The following is a 20249-nucleotide window of genomic DNA, read 5'->3' as shown; positions in this document are numbered from 1 at the left end:
GGCGGCTCAGCCGGGGCGGCATCCTGTGGTGCCTCAGCCGGCGGCACCGACCACCAGCCAGATGAAGCACACCCCCAGGAACGTGCACAGCACCGTGGAGCGCGCCGGATGCTCGTGATGCGCCTCGGGCAGGATCTCGGCGGCGGCGAGATAGAGCAGGGCGCCGCCGAAGAACCCGAGGTAGCTGCCGAGCACTTCCTCCGGCAGCGTGAACAGCAGGGTGGACGCGGCGCCGACGACCGGCGCGACGGCGTCCGCGAACAGCATGGTGAGCGCCTTGCGGCGGTCGTTCCCGTACAGACTGGTGATCGTGTACGTGTTGAAGCCGTCCGCGAAGTCGTGGGCGATGACGGCGAGGGCGACGGCGGCCCCCATGCCGCCGCCGATCTGGAAGGCCGCGCCGAGCGCGATGCCGTCCATCACGCTGTGGCCCACCATGGCGGCCGCGGCGGTCAGCCCGACCTGGGGCACCCGGCCGCCGTTCGCCATGGCGGGCACGGTGTCCGCCCGGTTCGCCATACCGGTACCGGTGGCGTCTCCTGCGCGGGCGTCTGCCGTGCGGGCTTCCGTCGTGGCGGCGGTGTCCTTGCCGTGCGGGACGCTCTCCTTCGGGTCGGCTCCGTGGGACGCCTGGCGGACGGCCAGCAGCCGTTCCACCAGATGGGCGACGAGGAACCCGCCGACGAACAGCAGCAGCGCCTGCGGCACACCGAAGATCTCCTCGCCCGCCGCGTGCATCGCTTCCGGCAGCAGGTCCAGGCCGACCACGCCGAGCATCAGCCCACCGGCCAGGCCCAGTACGAGATGGCGGCGGTCGGTGACGCGTTGCGCCGTCCAGCCGCCGAACAGCGTCATGAGGAACGCGCCGAGCGCGACGAAGACCGCCATGCGCCCCTGCATAGCCGATCGGGCCGGTACTTCGCACATCCGGGACGGGAGCGAGGGCCAGGGCCGGAGCCGGAGCCGGAACGCGGACCGGAGCCGGAACGCGAACCGGCACTGATCGTCGGAATCGGCGCGAGCAGCGGCGCTTCCGTCGGGGAAGTGCTCGGGCTGATCGAGGACACCCTGCGGGACGCCGGGCTCTCGCCGCTCTCCGTCGCCGGTCTGGCGACCGTCGGCACCAAGGCCGACGAGCCGGGGATCGCGGGGGCGGCGGCGCGGCTCGGGGTTCCGGTACGGGGGTACGCGGCCGGCCTGCTGGCCGGGATCGCCGTACCGAATCCGTCGGGCGCGCCGCTGGCGGCCGTGGGGACTCCGTCCGTCGCCGAGGCCGCCGCGCTGGCGGCCGGGGGCGAGCTCCTCGTACCGAAGAGGAAATCGAATCCCGAGGGGCGGCCGGCGGCGGTCACCTGCGCCGTGGCGTCCTTCCCCCGGCCGCCCCGCGTTGCGGCGCCCGGCGTTGCGGCGCCCCGTGTCGTGGCGCCCCGTGTCGTGGCGTACAGAGGCCACGCGGAGTGGAACCGACGCGGACGGACATGATGTCGGTACTGACAGAGACAACAACGGCCACGCGAGGCATCGCGGGCCGCATGGTGAGGCCCCGGGGCTACCGGCGGCACAAGAAAGGAGCCCGGTGACCCTCGTCGTCCAGACCGTGCCCATCGAGAGCGGAGAGAGAATGACGCGCCAAGAACGGGCATCGTGCCGCCGGCCGCTGTCGGCTCCGCCCGCCTCGCCGTACGCACCGTCCGCCGTGGTCGGCATAGTCGGCGACCGATCCGGTGACTGCCATGTCTACGCGCGCTGACATCCACGATCTTCGCCATCACGGCGACGCCGAGATGCGGGACGGCGCGACGGGACTCGTCGACCTCGCGGTCAATGTCCGTACGGGCACTCCCCCGGCCTGGCTGCGCGCCCGTATCGCCGATTCGCTGGCCGGGCTCGCCGCCTACCCCGACGGCCGGGCGGCGCGCGCGGCGGTCGCGGAGCGGCACGGGCTGCCGGTGGAACGGGTGCTGCTGACGGCTGGAGCGGCGGAGGCGTTCGTCCTGGTCGCCCGCGCGCTGCCGGCCCGGCGGCCCGTCGTCGTGCATCCACAGTTCACCGAGCCGGAGGCGGCGCTGCGGGACGCGGGTCACGAGGTGCGGCGGGTGCTGCTGCGCGCCGAGGACGGCTTCCGGCTGGATCCGGACGCGGTGCCCGACGACGCGGATCTGGTCGTGCTCGGGAATCCGACCAATCCGACGTCCGTCCTGCATCCGGCCGAGATGATCACGAAGCTCGCCCGTCCGGGGCGGACCCTGGTGGTGGACGAGGCCTTCATGGACGCGGTGCCGGGCGAGCCCGAGGCACTGGCCGGACGTACGGATGTGCCGGGGCTCGTGGTGCTCCGCAGCCTCACCAAGACGTGGGGCCTCGCCGGCCTGCGGATCGGCTACGTACTGGCCGAGCCGGAACCGGTGACGGCGCTGGAGCGCGCACAGCCGCTCTGGCCGGTCTCGACGCCCGCGCTGGCCGCCGCCGAGGCGTGCGTATCGACCGCCGCGCTCGCGGAGGCGGAGCAGGCCGCGCGACGGACGGCGGTGGAGCGGGCCCATCTGGTGGCGGGACTGGCGGAGTTCGAGGAGGTACGGACGGTGGAGGCGGCGGAGGGTCCCTTCGTCCTCGTCCGCATGGAACGGGCGGACGCGGTACGGGCCCGCCTCCGCACCCTCGGCTTCGCCGCCCGCCGTGGCGACACCTTCCCGGGCCTGGGCCGGGAGTGGCTGCGCCTCGCGGTCCGCGACCGGTCCACGACGAACCGCTTCCTCCAGGCCCTTGACCAGGCACTGACCTCGGTCGGCGGCTACAGAACCTCACAGCAACCTGGGGGCACCGGCTGGGAAAGGTGACCACCGGGCCGCGTCGCTGGAGGCGTCCCGCCCCCTGCCGTCGGCCTCCCCGGGCCGTGGGACGCGGCCCGGGGAGGCCGGGAAGCCCGGCCGGTCAACCCGTCAGCGCCGGGACCGGGCCCTCGCCAGGGCGTAGGCGCCACCGCCCGCCGCGAGCAGGGCCGCCGCGCCGCCCGCCAGGTACGGGGTCGTCGAGCTGCCGCCGGTCTCCGCGAGGTTCGGCTTGGCAGGTTCGGCGGCGCTCTGGGGCTTCAGGTCCGCCTTCACCGGTTCCTCCGGCTTCTCCACCACCGCCTCCGGGGCCTCCGGCGCCCTCGGTGCCTTCGGTGACTCGCAGGTGGCCCCGGCGAGCGTGACGGAGCCCTCGACCTCGGCGACGTTCAGCTTGAGGGGATTCACCGCCACCTTCAGTTCGAGGGCGGTGGACGCGGCCGTACGGGACGTGGTGCGTGTCGTCGACAGGTCGAGCGTCACCCCGCCCACGCCGGGCACCTCGACCCGGGTCGGGCCGCCCGCCGAGAGCGTGACCTTCTTGCCGAGCACGGTGACCTGGCCGAGCAGATTCGATTCGGCGACGGGTCGCTTCCCGGCCTCGCAGACCGCCTTGGAGGTGACCTCCTGGACCTCGACGAGCGAGAGCAGGGGCAGTCCGGGCACATGCACCTTCGCGTGGGTGAGGTGGGTGTTTCCCTCGGCCTTGTGCCGGTTCGCCGTGGCCTTCGCGGTGGCCACGTCGGCACGCAGCACGCTGAACGGCCTGCCCTGGTCGACTCCGTCCAGCTGGACGCTCAGCGTCGTCTTCTCCGCGCTCGCAGGCGCTGTGACCTCGTTGAGCGCGGCCCTGAGCGGCACGTTGACGGTCTTGCCGAGCAGGGAGACGTCGAGGCCGGTCCGGAGCACGACCGCGCTCGCCCGTCCTTCGCCCGCGCCCTCGGTGGCCCGCGCCGGAGCGGCGAGGAGCACCGGCACCGCCGTCAGCGCGGCGGCGGCCACGACGCCGGCGCAGCGGCGTGCGGGCATGCGGAAGGTGTTGCTGTTCAAGATGGTGGAACCCCCACAGAGAAATGGCGTCGCCGACCCGCCGATACGGGGACACGTGGCGGCGGCGACCGAGACACCGGAATCTTTACGCACCAAGAGTGAACTGACGGACACCTGGAGTGAGTTCACTCCAAAGTGGGGTTTTCGGGGACAGATTCGATTCTTCTCGTGCGTGCGTTCTTCCGAGGACGACGAATCACCGGTGTCGGGGGCGTGCGCCGGGCGATCCCGACCGTGGAACATCAGGAGCGCATCACCGGCACATCACGAGCGCATAAGAACCTTCAACGACGCCACACACCCCCGCGTCACGCTCTGTCAACACAGCGCCTTGTCCCGCGCACCACCCCGTCCCGCGCACCACCCGCCCGCGGAATCCCCCACCCACCTCCCCATCCACCTCCGCGCCCGCTGGGCCGCCTCAGCCGACGATCCGCCCGTTGAGCACGATCCGCCGCGGTGCCGTCAGCACTCGTACATCCGCCCGCGGGTCCTCCTCGTACACCACGAGATCCGCCGGGGCGCCCTCCTCCAGCGCCGGGCGCCCCAGCCAGCTCCGCGCTCCCCACGTCGTCGCCGAGAGGGCCTCCACCGGCGGGATTCCGGCCTTCACCAGTTCCGCGACCTCCGCCCCCACCAGGCCGTGGGCCAGGACGCCGCCCGCGTCCGTGCCGACGAAGACCGGGATGCCCGCGTCGTACGCCGCGCGCACGGTGTCGTAGCGGCGCTCGTACAGCCGGTTCATATGGGACGACCAGCGCGGGAACTTCTCCGCGCCGCCCGCCGCCAGCTTCGGGAAGGTCGCGATGTTGACCAGGGTCGGGACGATCGCGACGCCGCGCTCGGCGAAGAGCGGAATGGTGTCCTCGGTGAGCCCGGTCGCGTGCTCGACACAGTCGATCCCCGCCTCCACGAGATCACGCAGCGCGACCTCGGCGAAGCAGTGCGCGGTGACCCGGGCGCCGAGCCGGTGCGCCTCCGCGATGGCCGCCTCGACCTCGCCGCGCGGCCAGCAGGAGGCCAGATCGCCCGCGTCGCGGTCGATCCAGTCACCGACGAGTTTGACCCAGCCGTCGCCGCGCCTGGCCTCCTGGGCGACATAGGCGACGAGGTCGTCCGGCTCGATCTCATGGGCGTAGTTCCGGATGTACCGGCGGGTACGGGCGATGTGCCGGCCCGCTCTGATGATCTTCGGCAGGTCCGCACGGTCGTCGATCCAGCGGGTGTCGGCGGGCGATCCGGCGTCCCGGAGCAGCAGGGCGCCCGCCTCGCGGTCACCGATCGCCTGCTTCTCGCTGGTCCCGGCGTCGACGGCGCCATGGCGGTCGAGGCCGACATGGCAGTGCGCGTCGACCAGGCCGGGCAGGGCCCAGCCCTCGACCATACGGACGTCACGGGCTCCGGCGGGCCGTTTGTAGGTGACCCGGCCCCCCACCACCCACAGCTCGTCCCTGGCGTCCTCGGGGCCTACCAGCACCCGCCCCTTCACCCGCAGCACCGTGTGATCGCTCATGAACAGCACTGTACGAGGCCATGAGTACCCTCGATCGGGAAGATCCCGAACACCGGTCCGAACGCCCGGTCCCACCGCCCGGCCCGGACCCGATACGACCACCGCCGACCCCGACACACACCCCGCCTCCGGCCCCGAACCGGTTTCCCCCTCGAAGACCCTCGAAGACCCCCGAAGACCCCGAAGACCCCCGAAGACCCCGAAGACCTCGAAGAGAGCTCCCCTGTGACACATCCGCTGCTGGACCTGCCCCCGCTGACCGCCGAGCGCTTCGCCGCGATCGAGCGCCGCGTCGCCTCGCTCCTCGCCACCGAGAACGATGTCGTGATCATGCAGGGCGAGGCCCTGCTGCCTCTGGAGGGCTGTATCCGCGGTGGTGCCCGGCCCGGCTCGACCGCGCTGAACGTCGTCACGGGACCGTACGGGCAGACTTTCGGGAACTGGCTGCGCGACTGCGGCGCGACGGTGGTCGACCTGGAGGTGCCGTTCCACACCGCCGTGACGGCCGCCCAGGTCGAGCACGCCCTGGCCGCGCACCCCGAGATCGACTTCGTCTCACTGGTGCACGCCGAGGCGGCCACCGGCAACACCAACCCGGTCGCGGCGATCGGTGAGGTGGTACGGGCCCATGGCGCGCTCTTCATGGTGGACGCCGTCGCCTCGGTGGCCGCGGAGCCGCTGCTGACCGACGCCTGGGGTGTGGACCTGTGCGTGATCGGCGCGCAGAAGGCCATGGGCGGTCCCGCCGGGGTCTCGGCGGTGTCGGTGAGCGAGCGCGCCTGGGAGCGGTTCGCCGCCAATCCGCGCGCGCCCCGTCGCTCGTACCTCTCCCTGCTCGACTGGAAGGAGCGCTGGATCGACGGTGGCCGCCGTGCGCTGCCGCACGCCCCCGCGCAGCTGGAGATGCTGGCGCTGGAGGCCTGCGTGCAGCGCATCGAGGCGGCGGGGCTGGACTCCGTGACGGCCCGGCACGCCTCGGCCGCCGCGGCCACGCGCGCGGGCGCCCTGGCGCTGGGCGGCGGCCTGGAACCGTTCGTCCACGAGGCCGCCGAGGCCGCTCCGGTCGCCACGACGCTCCGCACCCCGGCGGGCGTCGACGCCGCCGAGCTGGTGGCGAAGGCGCTGGCCGCCGGCCCGTCGCTGCCGTTGATCGCGGGCGGCGGGACCCTGGCCACGGAGATGATCCGGGTCAACCACTACGGCGCCGACGCCACCCGTGACGTGGTGCGCTCCTCGCTCCTGGCGCTCGGCGCCGCTCTCGACGGGATGCCCGGCGGATCCGGTACGGCGCCGGACCTGAACGCGGCCGCGCGGGCGGCAGACGAAGCCTGGCGGTAACCGGCGCCTGACGGTAACCGGCCGGGTGGGTTCGCGGACCCGTGGGAGTCGCCGGGCGGGTTCGCGGACCGTGCGAGTCACGGAGCGAGTCACGGAAGCCGTGGCGCCGCAAGAGCCGTAGATAGCACCGCAGTTATGGCCGTAGCATCCAGAAATTGAAGGCGACATTAATTCGCGAATACGGGAAGGTGCTTTATTTCGAGCAGCTTCCCGTATTCTTCTGCCCGCTTTCGATTACCCTAAACGCCAAGGTTTCGTCAGGACCATCCGCCTGATTTCAGGGAGCCCCCCGAGCGTTACGGACATGTGACCGGGTCCACAAATCTGACCGTTTTGCCCCAAATTTTCCACACATAACACCCCACTCCCCGGGGGCGCGCCTGCACGCTCGTGCCCGCGCGATAACACATCTCGGCCAATCCACCAACCCCAGGCCGAGATGCATCTTTTGAAATTGCTGGGTAAATTCAATCCCTATGACCGCCGCACAAGCAGACCTTGCAGGCGCCCGAAGCGAATTCACCCGATCCTTCACGATCGACGCCCCACGAGTGGAGGACGGAGCCGCGATCTGGCGCATCGCCCGCGACTCCGAGGTCCTGGACCTCAACTCCTCGTACAGCTACTTGCTCTGGTGTCGTGACTTCGCCGCCACCTCTGTCGTCGCCCGCGACGACGGAGGCGCACCAGTCGCGTTCGTCACGGGATACATACGGCCGGAGCGCCCCGAAGCACTGGTCGTCTGGCAAGTAGCCGTCGACGCGAGCCAGCGGGGCAAGGGGCTCGCGGGCACGTTGCTCGACGAGCTGACCGCCCGGGTGGTCAAGGAGTTGGGCGTCACGGCGATCGAGACGACCATCACACCCGACAACACCGCCTCGGACCGCCTGTTCACCGCGTATGCCGCGCGCCACGACGCCGGTCTGGAGCGCGAGGTCCTCTTCGACGGCGCGCTGTTCCCCGACGGGGTGCACCAGCCGGAGGTGCTGTACCGCATCGGACCGCTCTCGCCCTGAGCGCAACCGCTCACCCTGAGCAACAGCGGCCCACCTGGGACCGTACCGCTCCCCCGAGGCGCCACGCGCGGGACCCGAGCACCCACCCAGGATCCGAGCCGCACCGCCCAGGGCTCTGAGCCGTCAGGCCCAGGGGCGCGAGCATCCGAGCCCCGAGCACACTCCCGCATTCATCTCACACCCCCATCGGCAGGAGACTCCCGTGACCATCACCCCGCCCGCCCTGAGTGTTTTCGAGACCCTCGAGTCCGAGGTACGCAGCTACTGCCGCAGCTGGCCCGCCGTGTTCGACCGCGCGCAGGGCGCCCGCCTCACCGACGAGGACGGCCATACGTACCTCGACTTCTTCGCCGGTGCCGGATCACTCAACTACGGCCACAACAACCCGGTACTGAAACGCGCGCTGATCGACTACATCGAGCGTGACGGCATCACCCACGGCCTGGACATGGCGACGACCGCGAAGCGCGCCTTCCTGGAAGCCTTCCAGAACGTGGTGCTGCGGCCCCGTGACCTCCCGTACAAGGTGATGTTCCCCGGCCCGACGGGCACCAACGCCGTCGAGGCCGCCCTCAAGCTGGCCCGTAAGGTCAAGGGCCGCGAGTCGATCGTCTCCTTCACCAACGCCTTCCACGGCATGTCGCTGGGCTCGCTCGCCGTCACCGGCAACGCGTTCAAGCGCGCCGGGGCCGGTATCCCGCTGGTGCACGGCACCCCGATGCCGTTCGACAACTACCTCGACGGCCAGACGCCGGACTTCCTCTGGTTCGAGCGGCTGCTGGAGGACCAGGGCTCCGGCCTGAACAAGCCGGCCGCCGTCATCGTCGAGACGATCCAGGGCGAGGGCGGCATCAACGTCGCCAACCCCGAGTGGCTGCGCGCGCTGGCCGACCTCTGCCACCGCCAGGACATGCTGCTGATCGTCGACGACATCCAGATGGGCTGCGGCCGTACCGGCGCCTTCTTCTCGTTCGAGGAGGCGGGCATCACGCCGGACATCGTCACGCTGTCGAAGTCCATCAGCGGCTACGGCCTGCCGATGTCGCTCTGCCTGTTCAACCCGGAGCTGGACGTCTGGGAGCCGGGCGAGCACAACGGCACCTTCCGCGGCAACAACCCGGCCTTCGTCACCGCCGCCGCCGCGCTCAACACCTACTGGGCCGACGGCCAGATGGAGAAGCAGACCCTCGCCCGCGGTGAGCAGGTGGAGCGCGCCCTGCGGGCGATCCAGTCCGAGAGCACCGGCACGCCCCCCGACATCCGGGGCCGCGGCCTGGTCTGGGGCGTGGAGTTCGCGGACAAGAACCGCGCGTCCGCCGTCTGCGCCCGCGCCTTCGAGCTGGGGCTGCTGCTGGAGACCTCGGGTCCGCAGAGCGAGGTCGTGAAGCTGCTGCCGCCGCTGACCGTCACTCCCGAAGAACTGGACGAGGGCCTGCGCACGCTGGCCCGCGCCGTCCGAGAGACCGCCTGACCCGTCCCGGCCGGGGCGGGCGGCCCCACCACCGCCCGCCCCGGCCGGGCCCACGGCCCGACCCACCCTCAGACCACCCGACCGGCGCCGAACTCGTCTGACCGGCGCCGCCGCAACAGCCCGACGGGCAAACTTCCCCGCCCGGACGGCACCTTCGACACGTACGGGATACGGTGCATTCGTATCCCGTACGTCTTGGGGCATAAGACCACCCACAGGAAAGCGCACACATAGCGACCGCAGAAGAGAAAGGCACCACCCACCGTGATCGTCCGATCGTTCAAGGACATCGAGAACACCGACCGTCATGTGAAGTCGGCCTCGGGCACCTGGGAGAGCAAGCGCATCGTGCTCGCGAAGGAGAAGGTCGGCTTCTCCCTCCACGAGACCACGCTGTACGCCGGTACGGAGACGTCGATGTGGTACGCCAACCACATCGAGGCCGTGCTGTGTGTGGAGGGCGAGGCCGAGCTCACCAACGACGAGACCGGTGAGACCCACTGGATCGCCCCGGGCACGATGTACCTGCTCAACGAGCACGAGCGTCATACGCTCCGTCCGAAGACCGACTTCCGATGCGTCTGTGTCTTTAACCCGCCGGTTACAGGGCGGGAGGACCATGACGAGAACGGCGTCTACCCGCTGCTGACAGAGGAGGGCTGACTCATGACCACCGCACCTGCACGTACCGACCTGTACCCGACCCGTGGCGTCGGCGAGGTGACCACCCCCCGTCAGGACCCGGTCGTCTGGTCCAAGCCCGAAGCGGCGGGACCGATCGACCCGGTGGGTCTCGGCGGCTTCGAGCGGGACGGCTTCCTCTCCGTCGAGCAGCTGATCAGCCCGGACGAGGTGGCGCTCTACCGCGCCGAGCTGGAGCGGCTGATCACCGACCCGGTGATCCGGGCCGACGAGCGCTCGATCATAGAGCCCAAGTCACAGGACGTACGGTCGGTCTTCGAGATCCACCGCATCAGTGAGATCTTCGCGGGACTCGTGCGGGACGAGCGAGTGGTCGGCCGCGCCCGGCAGATCCTTGGCTCGGACGTATACGTCCACCAGTCACGGATCAACGTCAAGCCGGGCTTCGGAGCCTCGGGCTTCTACTGGCACTCGGACTTCGAGACCTGGCACGCCGAGGACGGCCTGCCGAACATGCGGACCGTGTCGGTCTCGATCGCGCTGACCGAGAACTTCGACACCAACGGTGGTCTGATGATCATCCCCGGGTCGCACAAGACGTTCCTCGGCTGCGCGGGCGAGACGCCCGCGGACAACTACAAGCAGTCGCTGAAGATGCAGGGTGCCGGCACCCCGTCGAACGAGGCGCTGACGTCCATGGCCGACGTGGCCGGCATCAAGCTCTTCACGGGCAAGGCCGGTTCGGCGACCTGGTTCGACTGCAACTGCATGCACGGCTCGGGCGACAACATCACCCCGTACCCGCGCAGCAACGTCTTCATCGTGTTCAACAGCGTGGAGAACACGGCGGTCGACCCGTTCGCGGCACCGTCGCCCCGGCCGAGCTTCATCGGCGCCCGGGACTTCACGCCGGTGCGCTGACCGTACGACGGCAGGTTCCGCAACCGCGGGCAGAGCAGAAGCAGAGACGTAGCAGAGACGTAGAGGTACAGCGGAAGCGCGGGGCCGGTCGACATGACCGCCCCGCGCTTCCGCGTACGTCCGGCTCGTCCGGCGCCGACCCTCGCGATTACGGCGTGGAAGCTGAACGGGACGGAGCGGGGCCGGACTTGGAGTCGGACTTCGGAGCGGATTTCGGTGCGGCCCCCGAGCCCGGCTTCGGGCCGGACTTCGGGCCAGGTTTCGGGCCGGACTTCGGGCCGTACGCCGTCAGGAAGCGGTCGCGGAAGCTGTCCATCTTCCAGACCGGGGCCTGGGGGCCGGGCTTCAGACCGTCCTGCCAGCCCCAGTCCGAGATCTGGTCCAGCACGGCCGGGTCATGGGCGACGATCGAGATCGGTACGTCCCGGCCGGCGCCGGGGCCGGTGACGGTCGCGTTGGGCTGGTGATCACCGAGGACGACGAGCACGGTGTTGTCGTCGCCGTAGTTCTCCACGTAGGAGACGAGGCTGTTCAGCGAGTACTCGATGGCACGCCGGTACTCGGTGCGCACCTTCGCGGGGTCCTTCCACACCTCTTGGGGGTCCTTGCCCGCCTTTTTGATGGCGTGGTAGACCGAGCCGTCACCGACCTCGTCCCAGCCGATCATCTTGGGGATGGGCGCCCAGGGGTTGTGGCTGGAGGCCAGGACGATCTCCGTCATCAGCGGCTCGTGACCGGGCTTGCCGTGCTCCAGGCGCTCGAAGGCCGCGAGGCTGTACTGGTCGGGTACGGGCGACCAGCTGAACTTCGGGCCCTGGTAGCCGATGTCCCGGGAGTCGTAGATGTGGTCGAGGCCGAAGAACTTCCCCTCCGGCCAGGACCGGGTGACGCCCGGCATGATGCCGACCGTCCGCCAGTCACCGGTGCTCCGGAAAGCGCTGGTGAGGGTCATGCGGTCGCTCGACGTGACGCTGCGATAGCGCTGCTGGTTCTTGATCCACATGCCGGACAGGAAGGTGGAGTGCGCCAGCCAGCTCCCGGCCCCCGCCACCGGCGAGGTGAGGAAACCGCTCCGGGAGGAGTACCCGGCCGCCTTGAGCCGGCTGGTCCCGTCGTCGAGCACCGTGCCGACCTGAGACGCCATCGCCGGGTCCTCGACCGCGCTGCGGCCGTAGCTCTCGATGAAGGCGAAGATGACGTCCTTGCCGCGCAGCCCGGTGAGCAACTGGTCGGGCGGGGTGTCCCGGAAGGCGTCGACGGATGCCTCCTTTGCGAACACCCGCTCGTCCTTCAGGCCCTCGCTCACCAGGTTCACATGGCTGTTGACGAGCTCGGCAGCGCTCCTGGAGGCGACCGGTACGCCCGCGATCTGCACGCCGAGCGCCATGCAGGTGACCCAGACGGTCCCGAGTACCAGGGTGGTACGGGTCGTCGCGACGCTGTGCCGGACCATGAGGTGGCTCAGCCGGACGACCGCCAGCGCCATGAGGACGAGCAGGGCGAGGACAAGGACCCCGACCCCGATCACGGCCGCGGTCGCGCCGACCGGACCGAACAGGTCCCTGAGGAACGACTCGGCGTCGTCGAACAGGATCCAGTCGAGCACCAGGTCGAACGGCCGGTCGAGGACCGAGTAGAAGCCCAGGTCGAGGAAGTTCAGGAGGGTCACCAGGCCGAGGGCCACCCCGGCGAGCACCGCCGTCACCCGCCGCGCCACCGGCTGCCGGACGAGCAGCACGGCGGCGACGAAGATCCCCTCCACCGGGATACGGACGAAGGCACCGGGTGTGAGGCGGGTGAGCTGGTTCGGCAGGAGGAGGGCGAAGAGTACGAGCAGGGCGGCCAGGACGGTGGTCACCCGCGACGCGACCCGCGCGACGGCCGGGCGCCTGTACCACCGGCCACCGCCACCCGCGACGGCTTCGTCCGGGGCGACTTCGTCTGGGGCGGCACCGTCCGGGGCGGACTCGTCCGGATCCGTACCATCCAGGTCGGCCTCGCCCGGGCCCGTACCGCCCATGACGGCACCGTCCGGGCCGGCTCCGGCGGTGTCACCGGCGAGGGCGTCACCGGCGGGAGTGCCCTCCTCCGTGGATTCTTCTTCCGTATGCGGCAGCTCGTGAGAGCCCTTGAAGCGCGACAACCCGAAGGTCCTTCCGTGCGAAGCCCGGTGGTGGCACGGCGGACCAGGCTCGGGAGGTCGGGGCCGCCGTTATCTGTACGGTTTGCCGACGGCTTCAGTTCAATCACCGGGGTCGTACGCGCGCACGCGCAGGCCGGTCAGCCCGCGAGCACATCCAGCGCCCGGTCCACATCGGCGGTGGAGTTGTAGAGATGGAACGCGGCCCGCACATAGCCCGCGCGCACCGACACCGCCACCAGCGCCCGCCGAAGATCCGGATGCCGGTGTTCCAGTCCCGGGACGGACACGATCGCGGACTCCCCGGCCACCGGGACCGGTTCGTGCCCGAGGGCGACCAGTCCCGCCCTGAACCGGGCCGCGAGAGCCGTGTCATGGGCGTGGATGGTCTCGATGCCGATCTCCTCCAGCAGCGCGAGGGACTGTTCGGCGCCGTGGTACGAGAGGAAGGCCGGTGGCTCGTCGAAACGGCGCGCGGAGGAGGCCAACCGCTCGACGGGGCCGTACGTGTTGCCGTAGAGGTCCTCGCCGGACACCCAGCCCGCGTGCAGCGGCACCAGTGAATCCTGTGCCTCCTCGGTCACGGTGAGGAAGGACGTACCCCGCGGGCAGAGGAGGAACTTGAACCCACCGGTGACGGTGTAGTCGTACGCCCCGGCATCCAGCGGCAGCCATCCGGCCGACTGACTGGCGTCCAGCAGCGTACGGGCGCCGTGCGCGGCCGCAGCGGCCCGTACCGCGTCCAGATCCGCGATCCTCCCGTCCGCCGACTGAACCGCGGAGAAGGCCACCAGCGCGGTGTCGGGCCGTACCTCCTCGGCCAGCTTCTCCAGCGGTACGTACCGCGGCTTGAGGTCGCCCCGTACAACGAAGGGGGTGATCACCGAGCTGAAATCGCCCTCGGCGAAGAGGACTTCGGCGCCCGTCGGAATCGATGCCGCGATCAGCCCGACATGCACGGAGACCGAGCCACCCGCGGCGACCCGCTCGGCGGGGACCCCGGCGAGCCGGGCGAAGGTGCGGCGCGCCATGTCCACCGACTCGAAACTCCCCGCGCCTTCGCCACGGCGCCCGGTCGCGTTCGCCTCGGCCAACTCCTGCACGGCGGTGACGGCCCTGCGGGGCAGCAGGCCGCAGCTGGACGTGTTCAGGTACGTCATATCCGGCGCGAATTCGGCGCCTCCCAGGGTGTCCATGAATCCACCCTGGAAGGCGGACACCTCATAGTCAATTACGCATTGTTGAAGGGCTCGGCCAAGCGATCCTTATGAATGGGCCTTGACCTGCCCGGACACGGCTCACGGACGGACAGTGCGCCCGGGCGGGTACTTTCCCGTCAGGAGGGGTCCTGGTGGGGGACCTGGTGAATGTAGGAGGCGCCGCACGCGTGGCAGAGGGGCCGCCCTTCCGCCGTACCCCACGCGTCGGACGACTGTGTGGCGGCGGCCGGGTCGAGGGTGCGTCCGCACAGCGCGGTCGACTCGTTCAGTCGCGTCATGTGCCATACCTCGAAGCGGGAATCCGGGTCACGGGGCGAGGCGCCGTTCACGTACTCCGCGCGCATTTCGTATTCCATGCTGTATCTCCTGACCGGTGTGGAGAAAACCCCGCCCGGCTCGGTGAGCCGGACGGGGCAGGGCCTCACGGCCTCGGGGTCTCGTGGGCGTCGCTCAGGAGAGCTCAGGAGAAGACGACGGACCGCAGCTTGAGACGGCTGGACGCCGACTTGCCGGGGTCGAGGGTGTAGTGCTCACCGTCGCAGCGCGCTCCCGTGAAGACCGTCGCGGTCGACTTGGTGAGGTTGCGCGGCGAGTGCGCGGGCGGTACGTACTCGCCGGCGGCCTCGGGGATCGTGATGCACCGGCGGCTCGGCGGGTTCACCAGCTTGCCGGGCTTCGGGTGTCCGGCGATGTCGGTGTACACGTAGTGGAATTCGCCAACGGCGGCGGAGGCCGAGGAAGAGGCCGAGGAGAAACCGGGGACCGAGACGAGGAGGGCGGCGGCGCCGATGGCGGCCGCCAGGGTGGAGCGAAGACGCATGAGGGTCCTTTGTCGTGGGTGGTGATCAGGCCCCTCAGAGTTGCCCAGCGGATACGGATAGCTGCGTGGGCAGGCGTCACATCACTCGAAAGCAGTGCGCAGAATCGTTCCCGCGTCACCCTCCGGGATGACTCGGCCCAGAGGCACTCCGCAGGCCCGGCGGGCCTGCCGTTAGCGCGCAAAATGAGCGCATGCCAGGTGGCGGGGCGGCGGCGTACTCTCGGTTCATGGCCAGTGCTGGGCAGAACATCAAGGTGGTCCGCAAGCGTCGGGGCCTGACGCAAAGGGAGTTGGCGGACGCTTCCGGGGTATCGCTGTCCACCATCCGGAAGCTTGAGCAGGGTGACCGGGAAGGGGCCCGGCTGGAAACACTTCGGATGCTCGCAGCCGCGCTCCATGTACCGACGATGCGCCTCGCCCCCAGCTCGAGTCCGAACGAGGAGGACCCGACCGCGGCCACCTCGGATCGCTGGGCAGCCGTCAGGGATGCTCTGGAGCACCCGACCGTGCCTGCGGAGCTGAACGACGAACCGCCGACCGTCGCGGGGGTTCGCAGGACCGTGCAGGGTGCGTTGCCACTCTTCACCGGAGACCGGTTCGCCGAGTTGTCGGTCATCCTCCCGCAGCTGCTCAGGGATGCCGCCGCGCTGGGCCCGGAGGGCCGCGCCGTACGCGTGCGGCTGTTGCAGTTGGCGGGGTGGCTCATGGTGCAGACACGCCAGTTCAAGGCTGCCGAGACGGCCCTTGAGCGTGCCTTGGACACCGCCGCAGACACCATGGAGGGTGCGGCAACGGTCAACACACTCTGCTGGTTGCTCCTGCGGCAGGGCGAGTTGGGCAAGGCCTACGACCTCGCGGTTCAGTGGGCGGACGAGACGGAGCCACGTGTGTCCCGGGCGACCCCGGCCGAACTGAGCACGTGGGGATGGATGTTGCTGCGCGCCTCCGCTGCCGCCATCCGTAACGCCCAGCCGGGCGAAGCTGCCGACGCGCTCAGGTTCGCCCGTGCCGCAGCCGTCGCGCTGGGGCGTGAGTACACCCCGCAGGACGATTTCCTTCTACGGTTCGGACCGACGACGGTAAAACTCAAGGCCGCCGAGAACGCGTCCGTGATCGGTCGGCCGGACATGGTGCTGAGGCTGGCGGAACGCATTCCGTTCGCAGGCCTCAAATCCACGAGCAACAACCGCAATCGGCACCTGCTCGATGTCGCCGACGCCTACGCCAGGACCAAGCAGTACGCCGACGCGTTCGAGAAGCTGGAACAGATCAACGCGGACAGCCCGGAATGGCTGCCCAATCAGCGCTACGCCCGCGACATCCTCGACAGGGTAATCAAGGGACGCCGCACGTTGACCCCCGAGATGCGGAGCATGGCCGACGTGGTGGGACTGCCGCTCTGAAAAGCCCTGTTGCGGCACTTCGTATTGGCGGTGCGGCAAAGTGCCACAGACACGGAAGATACCTCTCCGTAGCGTCTTCGTCACCCAACGAACAAGGGCGGGCGAGACAACATGTCGAAAACAGAGACGGTGGCAGACCTCACGGCACCGTCCGAGGCCAACACTGAAAAACTGACCGGTGCGATCACGGCGGCAGTCTTCTGGCGCCTCGTCCCGGAGTGGTGGCCCCTCGAATTCACCGTAGTCACCGTCGAGTTGACCCAACAGGTGGAGCACGGACTGAGGCGGTCACTCGATGAGGAGTAGCGAATCGCGGCGCTTCCTGTCCCTGCTGATCGCCGCGTTCGGGGTGGACGGCAGGCTTCTGGCACGCAAGGACGTCCTCGGGGCGGAAGGCGCGGACCTTGTGCCCGGGGCAGCTCTCAGGTGGCCCAAGTGCCGGTGCGGGCAACCGAAATGCCCCGACTACCCGGGCCCCGTTACACAGCGCTCCGTTCCACAGGACTCCGTTCCCGAGGACCCCACCTCCCGGGAGCCCGTTCACCGAGCCCCCGAGACTCCCACCGGGGCGTCGCCCGAGAGCCTCGGCGCACGCCTGGCGGAACGGAACAAGCGCAGCAGCCGGGGTGGGGTGTGAGCGGCGGACAGGCCGGGGTTCGCCCGGCTCGGCCCGGAAGTGTTCCTCGTACTACGGCTGGTCACCCTCCGGAGCCTCGGCCTTGTGCCGGGCGTGCGGGACCACCATCGGGGTGAGGGTCTGCGGGTCCGGCACGATGTCGCAGGGCAGTCCGAAGACCTCCTCGACGAGTTCGGACGTCATCACCTTCGACGGCGGGCCCTCGGCGAACACCTTTCCGCCGTGCATCACGACCAGGTGGGTGGCGAAGCGGGCGGCCTGGTTGAGGTCGTGGAGTACGGCGACGATCGTTCGGCCTTCCCTGTTCAACTCCGCGCACAGTTCGAGCAGTTCGTATTGGTGCGCGATGTCGAGATAGGTGGTCGGCTCGTCCAGCAGGAGGAGTTCCGTCTCCTGTGCCAGCACCATCGCGATCCACGCGCGCTGGCGCTGGCCTCCGGAGAGCTCGCCGGCCTGTGCCTCCGCCAGTTCGGCCAGGCCGGTGCGGTCGAGTGCGAGGCCGATCGCCGTGTCGTCGTCGGGGGACCACTGGCGGAGCAGGGTGTGGTGGGGGTAACGGCCGCGCTGTACGAGGCCCCGCACCGTGATTCCCTCGGGCGCCTGCGGGCTCTGCGGCAGGAGTGCCACGTGGCGGGCCGCGTCCTTCCCCCGGTACGCGTGGATGTCCTTGCCGTGCAGGGTGATGTGTCCGCTGTCGGGTTTCAGCGCTCGCGCGAGCCCCTTCAGCAGCGTCGACTTGCCGCATCCGTTGGGGCCGATGATCACGGTGAGCCCGCCGTGCGGAATGTCCAGGCTGACGTCGTGCACGACGGGGGCGCCACCGTACGAGATCGTCGCGTTGCGGGCGCTCAGGCCCTGTTCGCGGGGCGTTGTTCCGGCTGCCGGTCCCGTCTCGGTCTGTTCCGCCGCGGTCTGTTCCGCCCGGGTCTGTTCCGTCTCGGTCCGTCCCGCTGCGGACAGCTCCGTCCCGGTCCGTTCCACCTCGGCCTGTCCCGCTTCCGTCGTCACAGTATTCCCCTCCTCCATTCGCGGGTCAGCAGGTATCCGAGGTACCCGCCCCCGATCGCCATCGTGTAGATACCGACGGGCAGGTCCTCGAAGAGGGGCAGCTGCTGCGCCGCGAGATCCGCGAGTACCAGCAACAGCGAGCCGACCAGCGCCGAGAGCATCAGGTGCGGGCCGCTGCCGCGTGTGAGCCGTTTGGCGATCTGCGGGGCGGTCAGCGCGATGAACGCGATGGGGCCCGAGACGCTGACGGCGCCCGCCGAGAGCACGATCGACAGGATGACGGCGATGCTCTTCGTGCTCCTCGGTTCGGCACCCAGCCCGCCCGCGAGTTCGTCGCCCATCTCTCCGACGTCCAGCCGGCGCGCGATCAGCGCGGTGAGCGGGGCCACGACGAGAAGGACCAGCCAGATCGTGGTGGCGTGGTCCCAGGACCGCGCCGCCAGGCTGCCGTTGACATAGGCGGTGAGTACGGTCGCCTTGTCCCGTTCCACCGCGTAGACGACGTACTGGGTGACCGCCGTGGCGATCGCCGCGACGCCGATGCCGGCGACGACCAGGCGCCCGGGGTTACGGAATCCGGTCCCGGTGGACACGTACACCAGCGCCATGGCCAGCACGGCCCCGGCGAGCGCGCCGACGGACACCGGCAGGGTGTCGGGCAGAAGCAGTGCGACGATCGCGGCGCCCGCTCCGGCTCCGGCTCCCAGGCCGATCACGTCCGGGCTTCCCAGCGGGTTACGGGTGACCGACTGGAACAGCGCCCCCGACAGCCCGAGCGCGGCGCCGGTGCCGATGCCGACGACGAGGCGCGGGCCGCGCAGGCGTTCCATCACGAACGAGTCCGCGCCCTGCGCCCCGCCCGTCACGGCGGCGGGGAGGTCGGCGAGCGGGATACCGAGCCGCCCGAGCGACAGCGTGGCGGTCGCGGCCGCCACGATCAGGATCACCAGGACGACGGCCATGACGACCGACACGCGGCGGACCGGGACCGCCACCGTACGGCCGATCGTCAGGTACCCGCGTGGCGAGGGGGTACCACCGGTACCACGCGAGGCGGTGCCACCGGCTTCGGTCCGGTCCTCGGTCCGGGCGGTCCGGCTGGTCCGGCTGGTCCGGGTGGTCCGGCTGGTCCGGGTCGACGTCACGCGTTCCCCTTCATCCTTCGTACGGCCATGAGCAGTGCGGGCGCTCCGACGAACGCGGTCACGACACCGACCATCAGTTCCTGCGGGCGCAGGACGATACGTCCCACGACATCCGCGAGGAGCAGCAACGCGGGTCCGGCGATGGCCGAGAACGCGACCTGGAGGCGGAAGTCGACACCGACCAGGGCCCGCACGATGTGCGGAACGGCCAGGCCGACGAAGGCGATGGGGCCGACGGCCGCCGTCGCCGCCGCGCTCAGCAGCGTCGCCGAGAACAGCCCGCCCGCGCGCACCAGGAGCGGGTTCGCCCCGAGGGACGCCGCGGACTCGTCGCCGAGCGCGAGCGCGTTGAGGCCGGGGGCCAGCAGTACGGCGACGCAGAAGCCGACCACGGCGAACGGCAGGACCGACAGGAACACGTCGAAGTCCCTGCCGCCGAGCGCTCCGACCACCCAGTAGCGGTAGCTGTCGAAGACCTTCGGCCTGCTCAGCGTCACGGCCTGGATGAACGCCATCAGCACGGCGGAGAGAACCGCGCCGGCGAGTACGAGTCTCACCAGGCTCGTACTCGCCCCCGCCGACCCGATGGCGTGGACGAGAAGACCGGCGAGCAGGGCGCCGGGCAGCGCCCACCACATGGTGTCCGACCTGCCGGACGCTCCCAGAAAGGCCGTCGCGGCGACGATGCTCGCGGACGCGCCCGCGTTGATCCCGAGGAGACCGGGGTCGGCCAGCGGATTACGGGTGACCCCCTGCATCAGGGTCCCCGCCACGGCGAGACAGAGGCCGGCGAGCAGGCCGAGCGCGGTCCTCGGGTAACGGCTCTCGACCACGGTGGCGACATAGGGGTCGGCGGTGCCGGACAGCACGTCCATGACATCGCCGAACGAGGTGGTCCTGCTGCCGAACATCACGCTCGCGATCACGGCGAGCGCGAGGACGACAAGCCCGATGATCAGGGCGTACACCCGCCGCGCGGTGCCGGCACGTGAGGTGCCGGCGCCGCGCGGCCGGGGGCGCGTCGTGGTCCTGCTGGTGCTGCTGGAGGTCGGGGTTGGGGTCGAGGTCGGGGTCATGTGGGTCCTGACACGTCTCGG

Annotated in this window: 18 protein-coding genes and 1 pseudogene; 9 read left to right on the top strand and 10 right to left on the bottom strand. The window is 70.3% G+C overall.

The genetic code is table 11. From position 1 onward, the window contains the following. Positions 1 to 33: 33 nt before the first annotated feature. Positions 34 to 888: a ZIP family metal transporter gene (locus tag ACIQD6_RS25185; protein ID WP_401886012.1), complete on the bottom strand. Its 855-nt coding sequence runs from the start codon at positions 886 to 888 to the stop codon at positions 34 to 36. 72 nt (positions 889 to 960) lie between these two features. On the opposite strand from ACIQD6_RS25185, the pseudogene ACIQD6_RS25180 reads away from it, so the two are divergent. Beyond that, positions 961 to 1440, top strand: a pseudogene (locus ACIQD6_RS25180) (cobalamin biosynthesis protein); the annotation flags it as partial. Positions 1441 to 1733: 293 nt separating this feature from the next. Further along, a complete protein-coding gene (gene cobC / locus ACIQD6_RS25175) occupies positions 1734 to 2837 on the top strand; it encodes an Rv2231c family pyridoxal phosphate-dependent protein CobC (protein WP_401886010.1) in 1104 nt (367 codons plus the stop codon). A 102-nt stretch (positions 2838 to 2939) separates the two neighbouring features. Here cobC and ACIQD6_RS25170 read toward each other — a convergent pair whose 3' ends face one another. Further along, entirely contained in the window at positions 2940 to 3878 is a 939-nt protein-coding gene (locus ACIQD6_RS25170; RefSeq protein ID WP_401886008.1) for an SCO1860 family LAETG-anchored protein, read from the bottom strand. A gap of 421 nt (positions 3879 to 4299) precedes the next feature. Continuing rightward, complete coding sequence (locus ACIQD6_RS25165; RefSeq protein WP_401886006.1) at positions 4300 to 5391, bottom strand: amidohydrolase family protein; 1092 nt, start codon at positions 5389 to 5391, stop codon at positions 4300 to 4302. A gap of 225 nt (positions 5392 to 5616) precedes the next feature. Between ACIQD6_RS25165 and ACIQD6_RS25160 the strand changes: the two genes are divergently transcribed. From ACIQD6_RS25160 to thpD, 5 genes are all read left to right on the top strand, one after another. Beyond that, positions 5617 to 6729, top strand: coding sequence for a pyridoxal-phosphate-dependent aminotransferase family protein (locus ACIQD6_RS25160; protein ID WP_401886004.1), 1113 nt, complete (start codon positions 5617 to 5619; stop codon positions 6727 to 6729). A 476-nt stretch (positions 6730 to 7205) separates the two neighbouring features. Then, positions 7206 to 7745, top strand: a complete 540-nt coding sequence (gene ectA / locus ACIQD6_RS25155) for a diaminobutyrate acetyltransferase (protein WP_401886002.1) — start codon at positions 7206 to 7208, stop codon at positions 7743 to 7745. A gap of 202 nt (positions 7746 to 7947) precedes the next feature. Next, positions 7948 to 9216 (top strand): diaminobutyrate--2-oxoglutarate transaminase, encoded by a 1269-nt coding sequence (gene ectB, locus ACIQD6_RS25150; RefSeq protein ID WP_401886000.1) that lies wholly within the window; start codon positions 7948 to 7950, stop codon positions 9214 to 9216. Positions 9217 to 9480: 264 nt separating this feature from the next. Further along, positions 9481 to 9879, top strand: a complete 399-nt coding sequence (locus tag ACIQD6_RS25145; protein WP_401885999.1) for an ectoine synthase — start codon at positions 9481 to 9483, stop codon at positions 9877 to 9879. A gap of 3 nt (positions 9880 to 9882) precedes the next feature. Further along, positions 9883 to 10779, top strand: coding sequence for an ectoine hydroxylase (thpD, locus tag ACIQD6_RS25140; RefSeq protein WP_401885997.1), 897 nt, complete (start codon positions 9883 to 9885; stop codon positions 10777 to 10779). A 148-nt stretch (positions 10780 to 10927) separates the two neighbouring features. Here the strand turns inward: thpD and ACIQD6_RS25135 are convergent, their stop codons facing one another. The 4 genes from ACIQD6_RS25135 to ACIQD6_RS25120 form a co-directional block, all read right to left on the bottom strand. Next, positions 10928 to 12922, bottom strand: coding sequence for a sulfatase (locus tag ACIQD6_RS25135; protein WP_401885994.1), 1995 nt, complete (start codon positions 12920 to 12922; stop codon positions 10928 to 10930). Positions 12923 to 13059: 137 nt separating this feature from the next. After that, positions 13060 to 14115: an aminotransferase class V-fold PLP-dependent enzyme gene (locus ACIQD6_RS25130; protein WP_401885992.1), complete on the bottom strand. Its 1056-nt coding sequence runs from the start codon at positions 14113 to 14115 to the stop codon at positions 13060 to 13062. A gap of 140 nt (positions 14116 to 14255) precedes the next feature. Beyond that, the gene (locus ACIQD6_RS25125; RefSeq protein WP_401885990.1) at positions 14256 to 14495 is read right to left on the bottom strand and encodes a hypothetical protein; all 240 of its coding nucleotides are present in this window, start codon (positions 14493 to 14495) and stop codon (positions 14256 to 14258) included. A 104-nt stretch (positions 14496 to 14599) separates the two neighbouring features. Then, positions 14600 to 14959 carry a hypothetical protein gene (locus ACIQD6_RS25120; RefSeq protein ID WP_401885988.1) on the bottom strand — a complete coding sequence of 120 codons (360 nt, stop codon included), beginning with the start codon at positions 14957 to 14959 and terminating at the stop codon, positions 14600 to 14602. 227 nt (positions 14960 to 15186) lie between these two features. Here ACIQD6_RS25120 and ACIQD6_RS25115 point away from each other — a divergent pair, with 227 nt between their 5' ends. Both ACIQD6_RS25115 and ACIQD6_RS25110 read left to right on the top strand, forming a co-directional pair. Continuing rightward, positions 15187 to 16362, top strand: coding sequence for a helix-turn-helix domain-containing protein (locus ACIQD6_RS25115; RefSeq protein WP_401885986.1), 1176 nt, complete (start codon positions 15187 to 15189; stop codon positions 16360 to 16362). 111 nt (positions 16363 to 16473) lie between these two features. Then, a complete protein-coding gene (locus tag ACIQD6_RS25110; protein WP_401885983.1) occupies positions 16474 to 16668 on the top strand; it encodes a hypothetical protein in 195 nt (64 codons plus the stop codon). A gap of 382 nt (positions 16669 to 17050) precedes the next feature. Here the strand turns inward: ACIQD6_RS25110 and ACIQD6_RS25105 are convergent, their stop codons facing one another. The 3 genes from ACIQD6_RS25105 to ACIQD6_RS25095 all read right to left on the bottom strand — a co-directional run bounded on the left by ACIQD6_RS25105 (position 17051) and on the right by ACIQD6_RS25095 (position 20228). Continuing rightward, positions 17051 to 17851: an ABC transporter ATP-binding protein gene (locus ACIQD6_RS25105; protein WP_401886181.1), complete on the bottom strand. Its 801-nt coding sequence runs from the start codon at positions 17849 to 17851 to the stop codon at positions 17051 to 17053. Between the two features lie 152 nt (positions 17852 to 18003). After that, on the bottom strand, positions 18004 to 19152 hold the full coding sequence (locus ACIQD6_RS25100) for a FecCD family ABC transporter permease (protein ID WP_401885980.1): 1149 nt from the start codon (positions 19150 to 19152) through the stop codon (positions 18004 to 18006). Beyond that, positions 19149 to 20228: a FecCD family ABC transporter permease gene (locus ACIQD6_RS25095; protein ID WP_401885977.1), complete on the bottom strand. Its 1080-nt coding sequence runs from the start codon at positions 20226 to 20228 to the stop codon at positions 19149 to 19151. Before ACIQD6_RS25095 ends, ACIQD6_RS25100 begins: the two co-directional genes overlap by 4 nt. Positions 20229 to 20249 lie beyond the last annotated feature (21 nt).

Origin of the sequence: Streptomyces sp. NPDC088400 (genome assembly GCF_044753355.1) — a bacterium.
In the GTDB taxonomy this organism is placed as follows: Bacteria; Actinomycetota; Actinomycetes; order Streptomycetales; family Streptomycetaceae; genus Streptomyces.
The sequence above is the reverse complement of the archived record's forward strand: the minus strand, read 5'-3'. Positions and strand labels throughout refer to the sequence as shown.